Source organism: Actinacidiphila rubida (assembly GCF_900110255.1).
GTDB lineage: Bacteria > Actinomycetota > Actinomycetes > Streptomycetales > Streptomycetaceae > Actinacidiphila > Actinacidiphila rubida.
Window position 1 is genome coordinate 93154 of record NZ_FODD01000015.1, and the last position, 17932, is coordinate 111085.

The window sequence follows — 17932 nt, forward strand, 5'->3', positions numbered from 1 at the left end:
CCCGTTCCATCACCAGTACAACACCCCGGAGAACAGACCAATAACTGATCAAGGCGGGCATGGAATGGAGCAGTTCAGCCCCGTGATAGCGGCGGGCGTGGCGTGGGCCATCCGAGCGGCCATACCGCCGCCACGAGAACCCCGGAAGGGCAAGAAGAGCCCCGCATCTCGCAGAACCAATCAGCCCGGCGAAGAGACACCCGGCGTGACGCCCGAACCGATCAGCGACGAGCGTCTGGCCGCGATCAGGGGTCTGGGCACGACGAACACCGAACGATCTACACGCTCGACCAGGCCGTGGACGACCTGCTGGCCGAGGTCGACCGGCTCCGCGCCGCACAAACCGCCAACCGCTGAGGAGACCAAGGCCATGAACGACGACGAGATCGACGAGGCTTGCGACGCCATCGAGCGAGAGCTGGAGGGGCTGGGTGAGTTCCCGCCGGGCGAGTGGGTGACGGTGAACGGCCAACCCGTGTACCGCGAGAGCACCGCGTTCACCGCGCTGATCACCGACGAGAACGGCGAGTACAAGTTCACGACGCCCCTGGGCGCGGCCCTGGAGATCAGCCGCCGGGCGGCGAACGCCCCGCGGCCCCCGCTCAACGTGTCGCCGGCACCCGACGGACCGCCCGCGATGGATGCACCGTGGTGGCCGCGCGAGTGGCTCCCGCCCGGCGCCACCAGCTAGCCGCCGCGGTGGCCCTACGGCGACGCGGGACGGGGTCTCCCGCGACACGAGACCCCGTCCGGGGCGCCGAGTACCGGCCGCCCTCTCCCAGGTCCAGGAAGACCCCGCCGGAGCCCTCGGCCCGGCTGACGATCAACCAAGGAGTGTATGAACCCAGAGGAGACATCGTGATCACCAGCACTCCCACCGTTGCGGTACTCATGCTGGTGCTCGACCAGTTGGGCGGTCAGCGGTCTCCCCGCGAGGTCTGGTCGTACCTGGTGAAGGAGCTCGGGTACGCGGGCACCGTGACCGACGTGAACCAGGCCCTCCGCTCGATGGCCGATCGATGGCCGACCGTGGCCAGGCGAACGCTGGTCGGTGGCCGGGCCCTCTACTCGCTGACCGACGACTGACTACCGCGGGCTGGGCGCCCACCAGTCCAACACCCAAGGAGGTCTATGAATGACTTCACGTTCGTCCGCGCCGACCGCGCAGCTCTGATGGTCGGGCTGTTCGTCGACGACCACGCGGTGACTGTCTCGGCGATGCCGCTGCTCGGCTACCGCCACCGCCTCGATGGCCACGCGGTGCCGGTCTTCGACGACGCGGGACGGCCCACCACTCAGGCTGAGGTCGAGGCCAACCTCTGCGGAGGCCACTTGCAAGGCGGCGGGTGCCGGAAGCTCGTGGCCCTCTACGACGCGACCGACCCCGACCAGGCGGACGCGGCATGGCGAGTAGCCGGCCAGACCCTTGACGCCATGATCAGCTGAAACCCCCGGTCAGGCGGGTGGCTGGGGTGCCATACTGCGCGGATGGCGTTGAGGCACCTGGCCGAACTTCGGCTGTTGGCAGATGAGTTCACTGAGGCGGGCGGCTGGCCAGACGTGCCGTGTCCGGCGTGTGCCTCGGGAACACTTGCCCCCAAGGACAAGGAATCCGTTGCTGCCGAAGAATCGCGGTTGAGTCATGAGCGTTACAGCGAATGCGACGACGCCGAACCTGACTGGATCAGCGGGTACTTCCACGGATCCCTTCGGTGCACTCTTCCTTCGTGTGCGGAGAACGTCGCCGTGACGGGTGAGTTCCGAATCAGGGAAGGGGCCGGGTACAACGAGTACAACGGCATCTTGTATGGCTTCTCCTATCAAGCAAAGTGCTTCGTTCCGGCACTGCCGCTGATCCGTGAGGGGGACTCGTTTCCCCAAACGGTGAAGGACTTGCTTGTTGCCGCATCGGCGATCCTCTACCTGGACCCAAGCTCAGCGGCGAACCGCGTTCGCGCTGCCATCGAGGAACTTCTCGATCTGCACCGTGTTCCTAGGACCTTCATATCTAAGAAGCACAAGCGCGTCCGATACACCGCGCACAAGCGCATCGAGCTGTTCAAGGAGCGGAAGCCGAAGTTCGCTGACGCCGCGGACCTGCTGATGGCCGTCAAGTGGATCGGTAACGACGGCAGCCACGGGAACGAGCTGGGCGTGGGCGATGTCCTGGACGGCGTTGAGCTGCTCAACCACGCCCTGGAGTTGACGTACGACACCAGTGCCGCTGACCTCAGGAAGAGGGCTGCGGCGATCAACAAGCATGGGGGCATCCCGCGGAAGCGTGCTGCGACCAAGGCGGGCAGGCCGTAGGAGTGCCTTAGGCACAGCAAGGCCACGGTGGCTGGGTGCCGACCGTGGCCTTCTGTGTGTGTGCTGTTGTGCGTTACTTCTGTGCCGGTTCCTGAACGACGATGGAAATCGTAGTTGGCTTCTCAATGGTGCCTCCAGGCGTGCTGGCTACGTGACCACTAAACGCGGTGATTGCAGCGACTACTAAGCCCAACAGGGGAGGCGTGATGCGGTCAATGGTGTTCCACCTTGCCTTCTCGGCATCGTACTTTGCTTGCTCGGCTAGATAACGAGCATCCTTCTTCGACATTCTTCTCTCCTTGTGTGATTGACAAAACTGACCTCCTTCTTGGGCAATGCAAAGTCGACGCATCAGGCGTGATGCGTCGACCATTTCCCGTGTCTGAGTAAAATAGCGTGCGCGAGCCAGATTGTCAATGGAGGGTGGCCCGTCGGGCGCGTTATAGGAAGAGCTTATGCGTGGACCGGCTGGCCGTCAAGGAACGTCGTGAATCGGTCGTTGTGAGGGTCTCTATCTGGGAATGGAGCGCTCGATAGGCATTCCGTGTCTGTCGCGCGGGCTCTTCCGGTAAGACCGGCCGGGCCTTGTCGCCAGAAAGATCACCAGCAGTATGAGCGCGAGGAGTATTCCCGCAAGTGGCCACGGCACGACGAACGCTACAAGAAGGGCGGTGGTGTACAGCGAGGCAACGCCCGTTGCCCAAGTCGACCAGTGGTAGGCAGGGAGCCAGCGTGTACCGCCGTAGAGGACCTTGCCCGTCCCGAGACGCACGCCGAAGTGGCTTCTGAGGAACTTCGCCGTGTCCGCCTTGTCCAGCTCTCTCCAGGCTTCGTGTCCAAGCAGCGCTCCGTACCTGCTCGTCAAACCGGGGAGCCCCGCCTGGCTGTCCTTCTTGTCGCTCAGAACCCACTTCACGCTGCTATTGCCTGGAAGTGTGTAGGGAAACCCTGGGTTGCTCGCAGCCCCGTCACGGGTTTGCACCCGCAAGGTGAGCCTCCGGCTGCCGGAATACCGCGGCTCTTCCACAACGTCTGCCACGATCTCTTCGAGACTTACGGGCGAGGTGCTCTTGTTTCGTACGGTCACGCTCAGCCCGTAAGGGATGGACATTTTTACTTCGACGGACAGGTTGATGCCTGTCCTGACGAGCCCTCGGTACGTGATGACCAAGCCTGCTGAGGCTATGAGGGCGCCGTAGACGGCCAAGACCAGGTTGATCGCCGATGACGACATGCATCGATCCCCGTTTGATGATTGATGCGGAGCCAGGGAAGTTGGGTCCAGAGTGTCCCACATGGCAACGGGTGTACGAGGGGGAATCGGCTGCTCTGATTAGCCTGGCAACTGCGCAACCATTGGGGCGTTTGTGGCTGGGCGACACTCGTGGGGACACGGGGGAGTCACAGCAGGACCGTGGCGGACGCCAGCAGGGTGGTGGGGTCGTAGAGCACCTGCTGAACACTTGCGATCTGAGGTGCTTCCGCCGGGTACACCAGCATGGCAACGTTCGAGAGGTAGGTGGTGTTGGCGGAGGTGGGCGTGCCCACGTGAGTGGGGACGATGGCCGCGAACGCTGCCCCGGCCGGCGACGTGAAGACGTTACTTACGAACGTCCAGGTTGCCGCCGGGACGGAGACGCTATGAGACGACGTTGAAATGTAAGCCGAGCTGGCGTCGTACCAGTTGGCACTCATCGAGAACGTGGCGCCGTTGCTGGAGTACGCCCACCCGGCTACGAGGTAGTACGCGGCGGGCGTTACGGAGAACATCTCAGATTCCACAAACGGGTTGGCGGTCGTGCCGTTGGGGGTGAGCAGGCCCGAGAACGGAAGCCCTCCGTGAGTCTGAGCGTTGGACTGGGTGATCGTGGCGCCGTTGTGACCGGTCCACGGACTGACCCCAGTGGTGAAGGTGGGGTTGACGTTGAGCGCTGCGTTGAGAACAGCGACCGAGGCGCAGTGGCCGATGATGACGCTTGGGTCACCTTGGTAGCCGGTCACCCAAGTTTGCGTTGCGGGGGAAGGAAAGTCCGGGTAGTCGCTGCTCGGTATCGCCTCCCAGGTGTGCAGAACGATGGGCGACGCGGACGTCGAGGCGTCGAACACGGACATCGGAACGGACATCCCCGCCCCAACGGAGGCCCAGGAGCCCGTGGTGTACCGGGCGTGCGTCCTGGCGGCCAGCGGTAGCGGAGTTCCGTTCAGAAGTCCGAACGCCACCGATCCCGAGTTGCTCGACCGCGACTGCCGTATCACCACGTGGTAGGTGGTACCCGAGGTCAGGCCGCTGACGGGCAGGGGGACCGACAGGTACGGAACCGGCACCAGTTCGCTCGTGGTGTAGTACGCGATTCCGCCGGGGTTCGGGTTGATGTCCAGAACGGAGAACGTCCCGTCCTCTATGTCGAACGGCGCGACCACGTTGTTCTCTCCGCCGGTCGGGATGTGGGACAGCGTCCACTTGTCCGCCGGTCCGTCAGCGTCGACGGTGAGAACCTGCACGGCATCAGAGAAGAACATCGGGTTGGACTGGCCGCCCCAGGTGACCAGGGCGTTCGGAGTGGAGAACGTCTGACCGTTGTTGAAGGACGCGAACGGCAACGGCATGTCCGGCGCCTGCTTCCAGGGTCCCAGCGAGCCGTCCGAGTTGATCCCGGCGTAATAGACTTCGGTGCGCACAGTGCCGCTCTGGTCCGACCCGCCCGCAACGACCATCCAGTTGCCGATAACGGCCATCGCCGGACTGATCACGGCAATCGGCAGGTTACCCTGTGCCACCCAGCTGCCTACCTGGCCGTTACTTATGCTGGCCTTCCAGACTTTCTTCTGGACGTTGACGCTTATGTCCTCGCCGCCAGCGATGTACACGAAGCTGTCGTTGTAGGTGACGCTGGCGTGCAGCGCGATGGCTGCCGGGATGGGCGTTTGAGAACTCCACGCCCCGATGACTCCGGTGTTGGGGTCCCAACTCGCCGTCCAGGTGTTGGTGAGCCCCCCGGTAGATCCGACAGTCGGGGTGTAGTTGCCGCCGGTAAAGATGACCGTGTCCGACGTTACGGCCAAAGCTCCGTCCTGGGCTGGCTGGGGCAGCGACGGCTGGGCCACCGGGGGCGAGACCGTCGAGCTGTCGATCGCCGCCGTTACGACGACCCCGGTCGAGGGGTGGCTGGTAACTGTCGCGTCGTACCCGCCGACGAAGATCACGTTGTTGCCAGCCACGCAGGTTTGCGGGTGGGTGGACGTGCCGTTCGAACCACCGGCCTGTACCGCCCACGGCTGCTGCGCGCTGATGCCGGTAGCGGCGTACATGACGTTGTTCGACGGTTTGGCCAGCGGCCCGGCGTCGGCCAGACCGAACGGCGCAGACAAGGCGTTGATCTGCTGCGCGGGTATCAGCGTCGACGCCAAGGCTCCGGCTGCCAAGTTGGGGGACCCTCCGCTATCGGTGTACAGGCTCACGTGAACGTCGGCTGCGTCCCCCGACGGCAGCATCGGCAGGACCACCCGGCCGATGGCCGTGCTGCCCGCAGGCATGACAAACGGTTGGTCCAGGTCGTTGTTATCGCCGTAGTTCGTCCAGGTGAAGGACAAGCCCCCTCCGGGCGTGACGATCGCGTTGCCCTGGTACAGGACGTTGAACTTGTGGGTCCCGAGTTCCTGGCCGACCTGCGCGGCTGTCATAGTCGCGTTGAGGTCGCCGGCCAGGCCGTTCTGGGCGGCTGACGAAGGCGGCGGGGTTGGCATTGGTGAACCTCCATCGGTAGTCAAGGAGGCGGCCCCCACCGGAAGGAGTCGGTGGGGGCCGCATAAACCCGCGCCCGTGGCTGCGACGGCCGGGCGCGGGGGCTTACCGGCCGCTGAGTGGCGGCTGGACGGGCATGAAGATCTGGCCCGCGTCGGCGGGGCGCAGGGAGTGACCCGGCTTGGGCAGGAGGCGTTCCTTCCGGGCGTCGAGGATCTCGGTCTGGAGCTTCTCGCGACCCTGCCGGACGTACTTGCGGTCCAGTCCGAGCGTTCTGGCGAACCCATCCACGGCGCCTTCGACCGCAGCGAGCCTGTCGTCCGTCAGAGGCGCCGCGCCCGACGTGTGGTTAGAGAGCCTCCTGGCCCAGTCGATAAGGATCGTGGCATCAGACACGGTCACCGTGGCGTCGGCGTTGCTCAGCGCGTCCTGCGCCGCCTTGGCGTCACTCCTGGTCGACTTCACCGCCTCATGCGCCAAGGCGAGGACCGTCTGGGCGTTCTGCCGGACACCCCGCGCATTCTCGACGACGGCTCGGCGACGGGCGGTCACCTCGCGGGCCGCATTGAGCCGGATGATGGTGTCGGTCTGGACGGCGGGGTCGGCGTCCTCCAGACGGGCGACCTCCTCGGCCTCCGCAGCCTGGCGCTCGTGCTCGACTGCCTCGGCCAGCCGGTCCTCCGCCGCCCGCTCGTCGACGAGGGCAGTCTTCACGGCGTCCGACGCCGGGTCTACGGCAGTCATGGCGGCGGCCAGCCGCTCGTGTGCCTCCTCCACGGCGCCCCTGAGGCTGGCCTCGTGATCCAGGAGGTCGGCCTGGTCCAAGAGGTCGCTGGCCTCCTTCTGTTTCACCACAGCCGCCGCTCTCAGCAACGTGGCCTTCGTATCGTCGGGCTCGTTGGCGACCGCAGCCATGAAGGCGGTGAGCGCCTGGTTCGGCTCGACGGGGGTGGGCTCGGTCATGTCAGGCTCCCGAGATCGGTGCGGTGTGGAAAGGCGGCTGAGCGGGGACGGGGACGGCCGTCGGGACGACCCCTGTAGACGTTCGGTAGTCGAGGTGCTGGACCTGTGCGGTCCCACCGTTGTTGCTGATCGATGACGCCGACGCCTGGCCGGTCGTGGTGGTGGTGAGGGACGCCTGCGGCTGCGGGTTCGGCGCGGTGGCCTGTGCCGGGTAGACCTGGGTACGGCGTACGCCGTGAGTCGCGATCGCCTCGGTGATGGGCCCGTACCCGACCCGGGCGCCGACGTGAGGCATTGCGCCCTGCCGGGGCACCGCGTCGTTCTGCACGGCGTCGGAGGCGTGGCCGGCGATGTTGCCCAGGGACTCGCGTTGCGGTCCGAACGCCTTCTCGGCCTGCTCTCGGATCGCTCGCTGGGTGACGAGACCGAACATGGTCACCGGCCCTTCGTGACGGTCGGGCCGAGGGCGGCCTTGTAGATCAGGTCCTGAGCCAGCTCCCGCTCTGCGGGGTCGCTGCTGTACGGGTCCAGCACCGGGCCGACCACGGTCGGTGTGTCCGGCACGTGGGCCTTGATGACGGTTCCCGGCAGGGCCGCGCCGCACGAGGTGCAGAACGCTGCGCCAGCCTTCTTCGACTTTCCGCATCCGTGAATGCACTTGATGCCGCTCATACGCTCCTCTATTTGCCGTGTTCGATCTCGTACAGAATGTTCTTCAGTGAACGGCCCATCAGTAGCTGCTCTGTCCTGATGTTCTTCACGGCGGCCCGGGTGAGGAACAACAGACGTCCACTCGGAAATTCTGTTTGACCGCTCTCCCATCTCGACACTGTCGACGGTGGGCAACCGATCCGCTTGGCTAGCTCCCTCTGGGAGATTCCGAGTTGCAGCCTGGTCGAGCGAATACTTGATCCGAATGTTTCGGCCATCTGTCCTCCCGATAGCCCCAGAAAAGCACGGGGTGTTGCGCCAGCGCAACATTTGCGTTTTGCGCAAGTAGAGCGGTACGACCCCCAGGGAAGCGTCTAACTTCCTGGCGGGGGATGCGCGCTGCTGTAATTGGTATAGCAAGCAGCGGCGGTTCGTTCTGCTGCCATCGGTTACAGGAGTTCGTTTGTGACACTCAAATTCTCACCCGAGGAACTGCGCCGAATTCGGGAGTCCAAGGGGATGACACAGCAGGCCCTGGGCGACGCCTACGGCCGACCGGCGTCGATCAACGCCTACGAACGGGGCAGGAACACCCCCGGCCTCGCCAGCATCGGACGGCTGGCCAAGGTCCTTGGCGTTCCGTACACCGCCCTCATCGTCGACACCGACCAGGTTTAGGGAGTCTGTGGCCGAGATCGAAGGCGAGGAATGGCGCCCGATACCGGGCTACGACGGGCTGTACGACGTGAGCAACCTGGGGCGGATCAGATCGTGGAGCAGGGCTAAAGATGGGGACTTGCTCAAATTCATCATTGGCCACCGCGGGTATCCGCAAGTGAACTTGTACTGCGACGGTCGCGTAAAAACGCGTAGGGTGCCGCAATTGGTGCTGGAGGCGTTCGTAGGACCTCGGCCCGCCGGGACTGTGGCCTGCTATGGCGACGGCATCAAGGGGAATGTTGCTCTGAGCAACTTGAGGTGGGACACAGCCAAGGCCAATGGATTGGAGATATCTCGCCAGGGCCGACACCCGGAATCCAAGCGGACTCACTGCGATAAGGGTCACGAGTACAGCGAGGCCAACACGAAGTGGATAGCCACGGCGCGATCTGGGGCTCGCAGGCCTAGGTGTCTCATCTGTAAGCCGCTGCCCAAGGACTGAGAAACGGATCAGCCGCCCCGGCCCATCACTCACGAGAAACCGGGACGGCCTCACACAGAAAGCAAAACAGGTGAGTAGTGCAGCTGTAAATAGCGAGACCCGCGCCGCAGCCGAGCTGGTGGCCGCAGGGGGAGAGCGAGCAATGCGGTTCATGAGCGGGCGCAACCTCAGCCGCAGCAACCGCCCCGGCTGGCGGCACGCCGACGCCATGAACGCCGTGGCCGGCCAGATCGACGTAACCGCCGTGGTGCAGATGCGCCGCCGCACCTACTGAGCAGCGGAGGAAGTGAACCCATGAAGCACAAGACGCGCACCGAGCACTACGAAGAGTCGTTCACCGTGGACGGCAAGACGCACACGATTCCGAAGACGCGCGAGGTGAAGGTGCCCGCCGTCCCGCGTGACTTCGACGCCACGGTCCTCAGCACGGTCACGAGGGTCACCTGCCTGGTGGTCGTCGCCGCCATGGTGTGGTCGACCGTGAGCATCGGTTCGATGCTGAGCCAAGTGGCGCCCACCTGGACCGCCTACATGATCGCGGGGGTCTTCGACCTGGCCTGGATCTCGGCCCTGGCGGTGGAGTGGCTCAGCCGGTACCAGCCCAACAAGGCCAAGTTCCCGAAGGCGGTGGGCTGGGCCGCCCTCGCGGTGTCCATCGCGGCGATCTTCGCCCACGGCCTGCTGGCCCACCAGCCGGTCGCCGGGGCTGTCGGTGCGGTGATCTCGGCCCTCGCCAAGGTGATGTGGATGCTGGTGATGCGCCACACCGCCAAGGCCCTGACGCCCGACCAACAGGCGTGGGTGGACGCCGAGATGTCCGAGGCGAACGCGCTGCTCGCGGTGACCGTCGCTCGCCGCCAGGTGGCCAGGGTCCGGGCTCGTGCGGCTGATGAGCTGGCCGCTCTGGAGTTCGGCCGGGCTGACTACCAGGTGAGCCAGGCGCCGCCCACCCCGGCCGAGTCTGCTGAAGCTGCCGACGAGACGGAACGTGAGCAGAACCCGGTTCCGGTGCTCCGTTCCGTGGGGGAGAACTCGGTTCCGGAACCGAGTTCCGCCGAAGTTCCGGTGGCGGAACCTGGGGCGGCTCCGGTGCCGGTCGTGGCGGTTCCGTCCGGCCGGAACTTCGGTTCCGACATCGGTTCTCGCACGGAACTCCTGAACAACCTGATCAACGGCGGAGTAACCGACCTGGCGGAACTGCGGAACCAGGTGCGGGATGCCGGGTTCACCGCCCCCTCGGACAGCTACATCCGCCGACTGGTGCGCGGGGTGGCCAAGTGAGCGCCGACAAGATCGCAAGCGAGCTGATGACGAACGACGAGGTATCCGAGCGGCTGCAGAAGCTTGAGGAGCGGCTGGACCAGGCGAACATACGGGCTGCCTGGAACCGGTACCTGAGGGCGCTCGCCGCGATGGTGTTGGCCGCGTCAGGCACGGCTGGGGACCTGGCGGCATGTCGGAGCACAGCGGGCGACGCTCCGCACGATGGTCCGCCTCCTTCGTCCCCGCCCCTGGCAGCGCCCACCGGTCCCTAGCCCCGGGAGCACCCCGTCCTCAAATGGGACGGGGTGCTCCTCAAATGCCCAGTACGGCCCCGGGCACCGTGCCCGCCCCCCGTCCGCCAGGCGCTCCGGAGTACCGCCGGAGCCCATGGCCTGCCCAACAGGAGACCCAGTGGCAGCGCACGACTGGTCGGCCCAGCACCGGACCGACCTGATAACGACCCTCGTCCCCTCAACTGCGGTGACCGGCCTCGCCCTTGCTACCAACATGCAATACGGAGACACCGCGGCTGCTCTCGAACTCGTCGCGGCCGTCGCGTCCGGCTCGGTCTGCCTCGCCAGCTTCTCCAAGAGCTGGTCCGACGCGCTGTCGTGGGGCGCCGCAGCGGCCACGCTGGCGCTCGGGCAGGCCACCGCCACCACGTTTGCCGGGGCGGCCTGGCCCACTGCGTACGCGTGGGTGGCGGCCTCGGCGGCTGCCCTCGGCGCCCGGCTGGTCTACCGGCACCGGACCCGGCACGACGACCACGCCCGGGAGCTGGCCAAGCTGACCCTGTCCGCGAAGCACACCGCCCTGGAGACCGCCAGGCTCCGCCAGCAGATGGCGCTGCACCAGCTCATCAACGCCACCGGGAACGCCGAGCCGGCCATCAACCTCAAGGGCCTTACTCCGGAAGAGACGGCGATCCGGGAGGTCGTGCACGAGCTGTACAAGCGCGAGTTGCCGGGCGCGGCGGTGGAGCGCTCGGCCACCGGCTGGACCGCCGTACTGGACCTGCCCACCGGCCTGGACCCGGACAAGGTCATCCGGGAGTGGCCCCGCGTAGCGGCGGGCCTGGCGCTGCCCGGGGAGTTCGACCTGGCCAAGGGTGCTCTGTCGAGCCAGGTAGTCGCGCGATACCTGGACGGAGACCCGCTGGCGGCCCTCGTGGAGTACACAGCCACGGGTGCGGAGGCGTTCACGGACCCGGTGGTCCTGGGCGTGGACAAGTTCGGGGCCACGGCCGACGTCGAGCTGGCCTACAACCACACCCTCATTGCCGGGAGCAGCAAGTTCGGGAAGTCGAACATCACGAAGCTCATCGCCCTCCGGCTCGCGGCCCTGCCGGACACCGTCCTGTACGGCGTCGACATGAAGCCCGGCGCACCGGAGTTGTCGCTCCTGCGGCCGATCCTGCACGACCTGGCCACCAACCCCGAGCAGGCTCACGCCATGTTCGGCTGGCTCACCGAGGAGATGGAGGAGCGCGGCGCCATCCTGAAGGAGGCCGGTGACACCCGGTGGGACCCCCGAAGCCACGGACGTCCCGCCGTGTTCGTCATCGTGGACGAGCTGGCCGAGCTGGTGCGCCAGGGCGACAACGTGGCCAAGGGCGAGACGAAGATCAGCACGCGGGTCGAGTCGCTGCTGGCGCTGGCGCGGGCCTACGGGATCCACCTGATCCTGGCTACACAGCAGCCGTCCAACAGGGTGTTCGGGAAGACCACCGACCCTCGCGGCAACCTCACGGTTCGGATCTCGGTTCGGATGAACGACCGGGGCCACGGTCAGTTCGTGTTTTCCAGCTCGAAGTGGGTGCCGGGCGACCTGGACGCCCCAGGCAAGTTCCTCATGCAGTCGCCGGACCACAACCGCCCGGCGCAGTACAAGGCGCAGTTCGTCAGCGATGAGGTGGCGGCCAGCGAGGTGGCCAGGCTCGGGCGAGAGCTGGTCCCGGCGCCCACCGGCAAGCGCCTGATCCTGCCCGCGCAGGACGGGCTCAACAACCAGGAAAGCGTGCGAGACCGCCTCAAGCACTACGGCCTGATGACCCGCCGCGAGTTGGAGGCCGGAACCGGCTTGACCGATAAGCAAGTCCTGAGGGCGTGCCAAGAAATGGCGGACGTGGAGCGGGACGAAGAGACCAACACGTGGCGCCTGGCGGTACTCCCGGGGGCTCCGTGGGGAGTCCGCGCGGTGGCAGCCACGGAGTAGCTCCCTGGCCGGTGGGAGGGGGTGCGAGACCCGCTCGCACCCCCTCTCGGCATTTCGGGGCAGGAGCTGAATTACGAGAGGGCTGGTCATTCCCGGCGAGAGTGGGTGCGAGACCCGTTTCGCATAAACGAAATAATTGTGCCAATAATTCCCAGAATGTTTTAATTGGAATTACCGGGAAAACGGGACTAGAAGGGGATTAGAAATGGCCGTCGAGAACTCCACGCAGACCGAGTCCAACCGCTGCGCGTGCAGTCGTTACAGCGTCCTTGTCAACGTCCGCGAGGACGATCGTGGCGACCTGGTCTGGGACGACGAGCTGACCACCGGCTGCACCGCCACCGCCCGCAAGACGTTCGCCCAGGGCCACGACGCAAAGCTCAAGAGCCACCTGATCAAGTGGGGTGCTGCGGGCTACGAGGTCCGCGTGGAGGACGGGGCCATGATGACCACCGCCGACGCCGTCACCATGGCTCGCGACTACGGATTCGGTGACAAGGTCGCCGCCGGTATCGCTCGCGCCACCGCCAAGATCCAGGCCAAGGCAGACCGAGCAGCCAAGAAGGCTGCCCCGGCGCCCGGCGACGACCCCCAGGACGCCACCGCTGAGCCCCAGACCGTCACCGCCAAGGTCGGCCGGTGGGAGCGGGAGGGGGTCGTGGACGGCGACACCTTCACCTACACCGACAGCAAGGGCGAGACCCAGACCACGACGACGTTCACCCTCGTCTGACCCGACCGCGCCGCGCCCCCGCCATCGTGGCGGGGGCGCTTCTGACTGAACAGGAATCTCAATGACGAAGCGCGTGGCAGTCCTCGAACGGGTGTCGACTGAGGAGCAGGTGAACGGCTACGGCCTGGAAGTCCAGGACACGGCATGCATGGCATACGTCAAGCAGAAGGGCTGGACGCTCCACGACGTCTACAAGGACGAGGGCGTGTCCGGGTCGCGAACCAGCCGGCCAGGGTTCGACCGCCTGATGGAGGATGCAAAGGCAGGCAAGATCGATGTTGTCGTGGTCCACAAGTTCGACCGCGTAGGCCGCACGGGGCGGGCCTTCTGGCGCTGGATCTGGCAGCTCGAAGACCTCGAAATCGCGATCGTGTCCGTCACGCAAGAGATCGACACCACGACCACGCACGGCAAGCTCATGCTCCAGCAGTACGCGGCGTTCGCCGAGCTTGAGTACAACCTGATCCGCGAGCGGACCCAGGCCGGGTTGCAGGCGAAGGCCAACGCGGGCGGGTGGCTCGGCGGCCAGCCCCCGTACGGCTACCGCATTGAGGGGAAGGGCAAGCGCGGGTCGGTGCTGATCATCGACGAGCACGAGGCGAGGGTCCTCAGGCTCATGTGGTCGATGGCTGTAGGTGAGGCGCTGAACACCCGCGAGATGGCATCCCGGCTCAATGCGCAGGAGTTGTACACCCGGTCGGGTGTGCCGTGGTCGCACACCAACCTTCGCGCCAAGCTCCTCGCCGACTCCACCACAAAGGCGATCGTGACCTTCAGGAACCCGAACCGCTCGAAGGCCGGGCATGGCGCCAAGCTCAACAAGGACGGCCTCCCGAAGCACGGCGAGTCGGTGGTCATCCCTTTGGCGCCGATCTTCACGCCTGAGGAGGTGGCCGACCTCGTGCGGGCCATGGGGCGCCTCGCCAACGGTGCCCCGAAGTCGAAGCCCTACGGGTACCCGCTCTCGAAGCGCCTCTTCAACGCGTGCGGCGGTCACTACGTCGGCATGAAGCGGACCGGCCGGCCAGGGCGCTGGTATCGCTGCTCGGGCAAGGCGCCTCGCTGGCCGGGCGGCCCCCAGTGCGACTGCGACGCGGTCGACGCCGACGCGATCGAGGTCGCCGTCTGGTGCGAGGTGGTGAAGCTGCTCGGAGATCCTGACCGGCTCCAGGCGATGGCCGCCGAATGGATCGGCATGACAGCAGGCGATCAAACCAGCCACGCCGACCGCATTGGTGACCTTGATCGTCAGATCGTGGACCGTCAGAAGGCGCTGGCCACGATGGTCGTCGACTACGCCAAGGCTGGTCTTCCGGCGGTGACCGTCCAGGCCGCGACCCGCGCCCTCACGGAGGAACTCGATCAGCTTCGGGCGATGCGGGCCGAGGCCGCTTCGTGGCTGGCGGAGACTGAGGCGGCGGACCAGCGCGCTAAGGACCTCCAGGCGCTGGCCCTGGTCGCGCGGGAACGACTGCACGACATGACCCCAGACGAGCAGGGCGAGATCCTGGCCCTGCTCGACGTCAAGGTGACGATCACCGGCCCGGTGCCGAGGCCACGACTCGGCGCAGCCTGCTCCCTGACTCAGTCGTTCCGCGACGCCGGGCGGCTGGTGCCCGACGAGCTGACCGACAACGAGTGGGCAGCTGTCGAGCCGATGGTCAAGGCGTGGGAACCCGCCGCGCACCGCTTGCTGCCGGGCCGGGACGTGGTGAACGCACTCCTATACAAGGCGCGCACCGGGATTCGGTGGCGGGACATGCCCGAACGGTTCGGGAACGGCAGCTCGATCCACAGCCGGTACAAGCGGTGGGCTGACGACGGCACCTGGTCCTGCATCCTCGACGCGCTACCCCGGGAGGGTGTCCCGGCCCACGTCCCGAACCTGGTTCCACCCCTTCGTGTAGAGGGGAGAGTCGATCCGCGAATGGTGGCCGGGACCCAGGCGGACACCCGCGGAATGGGCGTTCCCGGTCCCTGCACCAGCGGTCTGTCGGCGGGGGTGCACGAACTCCTGCGCGGGGAGGCGGTGGTGGTCACCGACGCCGCGGAGGTCGTCGAAATGGTCGGCGAGATCGGCGCCGACCTGGCACCGGTCCGACGCGGGCACGCCCTGCCGCGCGACGGTCTGGCCCCCGCCGCGGCCCGCGTGCTGGAGGCCCTGCCGGGACGCGGGGAGGCGACCGTCGAGGCACTGTCGGCGGCCGCCGGAGCCGCCGTCCCCGACACGCTCGGAAGGCTCCACGAATTGCGCGCCCTGGGGTTCGTCGAGCACACCGAGACCGGCTGGGCGTTGGTCCGTACCGCTGACGGAGGGGGGACGGGGCGGGTCTGTTGACGCTATGGACACACCATCAGGTGACAGGAAAACGCCGTGACCAGGGGGGATTCCGGAAGCTGCCGGAACGGCCGCGTGAGACCCGGATGATGGCCCACACGACCGCAACCCTGCACCCGTCCGGAAACCCTCCCCGGACCCGCTCGACCCTCGTACGCAGAGGAACGTATCTGCGCATGTCCCAGACCGATGACGTAGCAGCCAGCGACGCCACGGTCACGCTACGCTCGCGGAGGCTCGACTCCACGGCCGCACCCACCCGTACGCGATCGGCCCGCCCCCGATCGGCCACGACACCCCAGAACGGCTCTCCACGACGCATGCCCCAGTACACCCCCGGGACCGGAAGGACGACGGCAGCGACCGCCGCCCGCGCCACCGCTCGGCCCGCCGCCCCCACGTCCCTGGACGCGCTGTGGCGGAGCTACAAGGCCACGGGGGACAAGCGGCTGCGCGAGCAGCTGATCCTGCACTACTCGCCTCTCGTGAAGTACGTGGCGGGACGGGTGAGCGTGGGCCTGCCGGCCAACGTGGAACAGGCCGATTTCGTCTCCTCCGGCGTCTTCGGGCTCATCGACGCCATCGAGAAGTTCGACCCCGACCGCGCGATCAAGTTCGAGACGTACGCGATCACCCGGATCCGCGGCGCGATGATCGACGAACTGCGCGCCCTGGACTGGATCCCGCGGTCGGTGCGGCAGAAGGCGCGCGCGGTGGAGCGCGCCTACGCCACTCTCGAGGCGACGCTGCGCCGCACCCCCACCGAGCCCGAGGTCGCCGCCGAGATGGGCGTGCCGCTGGAGGAGCTGCACGGGGTGTTCAGCGCGCTGTCCCTGGCGAACGTGGTCGCCCTGGAGGAACTGCTGCACGTCGGGGTCGAGGGCGACCGGCTCAGCCTGGTCGACACCCTGGAGGACACCGGCGCCGACAACCCCGTCGAGGTCGCCGAGGACCGCGAGCTGCGCCGTCTGCTGGCGCGGGCCGTCAACACGCTGCCCGAGCGGGAGAAGACCGTGGTGACCCTCTACTACTACGAGGGCCTGACGCTCGCCGAGATCGGGCAGGTCCTCGGCGTCACCGAGAGCCGGGTCAGCCAGATCCACACCAAGTCCGTCCTCCAACTCCGGGCAAAGCTGGCGGACGTGGGCCGCTGAGCCGCCCGCGGCACCTTCTACAGTGGGGGGATGCCCAGGATTCGAGCGGCCTCGGTGGCCGAGCACCGGTCCATGCAGCGGCGAGCCCTGCTCGACGCCGCCCGCTCCCTGCTGTCCGAGGGCGGCACCGAGGCCCTCACCTTCCCGGCGCTGGCCGAGCGCACCGGCCTGGCCCGCTCGTCGGTGTACGAGTACTTCCGCTCACGCGCGGCCGTCGTCGAAGAGCTGTGCGCGGTCGACTTCCCGGTCTGGGCCGCCGAGGTCGAGGCCGCGATGGAGGCCGCCGGGACGCCCGCGGACAAGATCGAGGCGTACGTCCGCAGCCAGCTCACCCTGGTCGGCGACCGCAGGCACCGGGCCGTGGTGGCCATCTCCGCGGGCGAGCTGGAGGCTGGCGCCCGCGAGCGGATCCGCGCCGCGCACGGCGGCCTCGTCGCCATGGTGGTCGCCGCGCTGTCCGCCCTCGGGCACCCCGAGCCGAGGCTCACGGCCATGTTGCTGCAGGGCGTCGTCGACGCCGCCGTGCGGCGGATCGAACTGGGCGCCGCCGAGGTCCCCGAGGCGATCGTGGAGGCGGCCGTCGGCATGGCGCTGTACGGCGTCACCCGGCAGGGCGGTCGCGCGCCGCGGGAATGACGGCCGGCCCGCCGGGCAGCGGACCCGACAGCGGCAGCAGTCGCGAGGGCCCGGACCTGCGCAGCCCCGGCGGCAGCAGCGACAGCGGGTCGAGATAGACGTCGCCGCGCAGCAGCCCCCAGTGCAGGCACGACTCGGCGCAGTGCGGCAGCCGCACCCCGCCCAGTGCCCCGACCCGCCGGCCCGCCGCCACCGGCGTCCCCACCGGCAGCTCCGCGCGCACCGGCTCGTAGGTGGTGCGCAGCCCGCCCGGCAGCGCGATCACCACCACCGGCACTCCGGCGACCGCCCCCGTGAAGGCCACCTCGCCGGGCGCCGCCGCCCGCACTGCCGCACCGGGGCCCGCCCTCAGATCCACCCCGCGATGCCCGGCCGCCCACGGTGAGGCCGGCGGGTCGAACGCCCGCAGCACCACCGGCCGCCCCCGCGGCCCCGCCCCCGTCACCGGCCAGCATCGTGCGCCCGGGCCCGCCACCCCCGCGCACCCCGGAGCCGCGCCGCGGCTGCCGGCGCTGCCGGCGCTGCCGAGGGCGCTCGCCCGGCTGACGCTGCTCGCGCCGCCGAAGCCGCCCGCCGGGCCGGCTGCCAGCAGTACAGCCGCCAGCACCGTCGTCCACCACGTCGTCGACGTCGTCGTCCACGCCGCCGTCCCTGCCGTCGTCCCTGCCGTCGTCACGATCATGGCTCCACGATGGCCCACCGGACCCCGCCCGCGATGATCTTGGTCGGCGACCTGTGGAAAACCCGGTGGTCGCCTGTTGCTCCG

21 protein-coding genes and 2 pseudogenes are annotated in these 17932 nt (G+C 67.5%); 14 read left to right on the forward strand and 9 right to left on the reverse strand.

What is annotated here, in order from left to right:
• Positions 1–180 precede the first annotated feature (180 nt).
• Complete coding sequence (locus BMW99_RS40745; RefSeq protein ID WP_143080540.1) at positions 181–372, reverse strand: hypothetical protein; 192 nt, start codon at positions 370–372, stop codon at positions 181–183.
• On the opposite strand from BMW99_RS40745, the gene BMW99_RS16660 reads away from it, so the two are divergent.
• The 4 genes from BMW99_RS16660 (at position 371) to BMW99_RS16675 (ending at position 2310) form a co-directional block, all read left to right on the forward strand.
• Positions 371–691, forward strand: coding sequence for a hypothetical protein (locus BMW99_RS16660; protein ID WP_069462509.1), 321 nt, complete (start codon positions 371–373; stop codon positions 689–691). The genes BMW99_RS40745 and BMW99_RS16660 overlap by 2 nt on opposite strands.
• Before the next feature lie 167 nt (positions 692–858).
• The gene (locus BMW99_RS16665) at positions 859–1086 is read left to right on the forward strand and encodes a hypothetical protein (RefSeq protein WP_069462510.1); all 228 of its coding nucleotides are present in this window, start codon (positions 859–861) and stop codon (positions 1084–1086) included.
• A gap of 45 nt (positions 1087–1131) precedes the next feature.
• Positions 1132–1446: a hypothetical protein gene (locus tag BMW99_RS16670; RefSeq protein WP_069462511.1), complete on the forward strand. Its 315-nt coding sequence runs from the start codon at positions 1132–1134 to the stop codon at positions 1444–1446.
• A 42-nt stretch (positions 1447–1488) separates the two neighbouring features.
• Entirely contained in the window at positions 1489–2310 is an 822-nt protein-coding gene (locus tag BMW99_RS16675; RefSeq protein ID WP_079138249.1) for a DUF4145 domain-containing protein, read from the forward strand.
• 73 nt (positions 2311–2383) lie between these two features.
• Here BMW99_RS16675 and BMW99_RS40750 read toward each other — a convergent pair whose 3' ends face one another.
• The 7 genes from BMW99_RS40750 to BMW99_RS43085 all read right to left on the reverse strand — a co-directional run bounded on the left by BMW99_RS40750 (position 2384) and on the right by BMW99_RS43085 (position 7944).
• Entirely contained in the window at positions 2384–2599 is a 216-nt protein-coding gene (locus tag BMW99_RS40750; protein ID WP_141726033.1) for a hypothetical protein, read from the reverse strand.
• Positions 2600–2821: 222 nt separating this feature from the next.
• Positions 2822–3544 (reverse strand): hypothetical protein, encoded by a 723-nt coding sequence (locus BMW99_RS16680; protein ID WP_069462513.1) that lies wholly within the window; start codon positions 3542–3544, stop codon positions 2822–2824.
• A 167-nt stretch (positions 3545–3711) separates the two neighbouring features.
• The gene (locus BMW99_RS16685) at positions 3712–6054 is read right to left on the reverse strand and encodes a Kelch repeat-containing protein (RefSeq protein ID WP_069462514.1); all 2343 of its coding nucleotides are present in this window, start codon (positions 6052–6054) and stop codon (positions 3712–3714) included.
• A 103-nt stretch (positions 6055–6157) separates the two neighbouring features.
• The gene (locus tag BMW99_RS16690; RefSeq protein WP_069462515.1) at positions 6158–7015 is read right to left on the reverse strand and encodes a prolipoprotein diacylglyceryl transferase; all 858 of its coding nucleotides are present in this window, start codon (positions 7013–7015) and stop codon (positions 6158–6160) included.
• Position 7016: 1 nt separating this feature from the next.
• Positions 7017–7454, reverse strand: a complete 438-nt coding sequence (locus BMW99_RS16695; RefSeq protein ID WP_069462516.1) for a hypothetical protein — start codon at positions 7452–7454, stop codon at positions 7017–7019.
• The gene (locus tag BMW99_RS16700; protein ID WP_069462517.1) at positions 7451–7687 is read right to left on the reverse strand and encodes a hypothetical protein; all 237 of its coding nucleotides are present in this window, start codon (positions 7685–7687) and stop codon (positions 7451–7453) included. The genes BMW99_RS16695 and BMW99_RS16700 overlap by 4 nt, the downstream gene beginning before the upstream one ends.
• Positions 7688–7695: 8 nt before the next feature.
• Positions 7696–7944 (reverse strand): helix-turn-helix transcriptional regulator, encoded by a 249-nt coding sequence (locus tag BMW99_RS43085; RefSeq protein WP_075017041.1) that lies wholly within the window; start codon positions 7942–7944, stop codon positions 7696–7698.
• Positions 7945–8131: 187 nt separating this feature from the next.
• Here BMW99_RS43085 and BMW99_RS16710 point away from each other — a divergent pair, with 187 nt between their 5' ends.
• The 10 genes and pseudogenes from BMW99_RS16710 to BMW99_RS16750 all read left to right on the forward strand — a co-directional run bounded on the left by BMW99_RS16710 (position 8132) and on the right by BMW99_RS16750 (position 17166).
• The gene (locus BMW99_RS16710) at positions 8132–8344 is read left to right on the forward strand and encodes a helix-turn-helix domain-containing protein (protein ID WP_075017042.1); all 213 of its coding nucleotides are present in this window, start codon (positions 8132–8134) and stop codon (positions 8342–8344) included.
• Positions 8345–8351: 7 nt separating this feature from the next.
• Entirely contained in the window at positions 8352–8828 is a 477-nt protein-coding gene (locus BMW99_RS43090) for an NUMOD4 domain-containing protein (RefSeq protein ID WP_075017043.1), read from the forward strand.
• Positions 8829–8979: 151 nt separating this feature from the next.
• Positions 8980–9102 (forward strand): hypothetical protein, encoded by a 123-nt coding sequence (locus BMW99_RS42660; RefSeq protein ID WP_256090228.1) that lies wholly within the window; start codon positions 8980–8982, stop codon positions 9100–9102.
• A 20-nt stretch (positions 9103–9122) separates the two neighbouring features.
• On the forward strand, positions 9123–10109 hold the full coding sequence (locus BMW99_RS16720; RefSeq protein WP_069462518.1) for a hypothetical protein: 987 nt from the start codon (positions 9123–9125) through the stop codon (positions 10107–10109).
• Between the two features lie 393 nt (positions 10110–10502).
• Positions 10503–12305, forward strand: a complete 1803-nt coding sequence (locus tag BMW99_RS16730; protein ID WP_176735420.1) for an FtsK/SpoIIIE domain-containing protein — start codon at positions 10503–10505, stop codon at positions 12303–12305.
• Between the two features lie 205 nt (positions 12306–12510).
• Positions 12511–13038, forward strand: coding sequence for a hypothetical protein (locus BMW99_RS16735; RefSeq protein WP_069462521.1), 528 nt, complete (start codon positions 12511–12513; stop codon positions 13036–13038).
• A 61-nt stretch (positions 13039–13099) separates the two neighbouring features.
• Positions 13100–14866 (forward strand): annotated as a pseudogene (locus BMW99_RS16740) (recombinase family protein); the annotation flags it as partial.
• Positions 14867–14998: 132 nt separating this feature from the next.
• Positions 14999–15376: pseudogene (locus BMW99_RS42080) on the forward strand (DNA-processing protein DprA); the annotation flags it as partial.
• A 320-nt stretch (positions 15377–15696) separates the two neighbouring features.
• The gene (whiG, locus tag BMW99_RS16745) at positions 15697–16530 is read left to right on the forward strand and encodes an RNA polymerase sigma factor WhiG (protein ID WP_069462523.1); all 834 of its coding nucleotides are present in this window, start codon (positions 15697–15699) and stop codon (positions 16528–16530) included.
• A gap of 54 nt (positions 16531–16584) precedes the next feature.
• Positions 16585–17166 carry a TetR/AcrR family transcriptional regulator gene (locus BMW99_RS16750; RefSeq protein ID WP_075017045.1) on the forward strand — a complete coding sequence of 194 codons (582 nt, stop codon included), beginning with the start codon at positions 16585–16587 and terminating at the stop codon, positions 17164–17166.
• Here BMW99_RS16750 and BMW99_RS16755 read toward each other — a convergent pair.
• Positions 17132–17848: a peptidoglycan DD-metalloendopeptidase family protein gene (locus BMW99_RS16755; RefSeq protein ID WP_079176080.1), complete on the reverse strand. Its 717-nt coding sequence runs from the start codon at positions 17846–17848 to the stop codon at positions 17132–17134. The two genes, BMW99_RS16750 and BMW99_RS16755, sit on opposite strands and share 35 nt — an antisense overlap.
• Positions 17849–17932 lie beyond the last annotated feature (84 nt).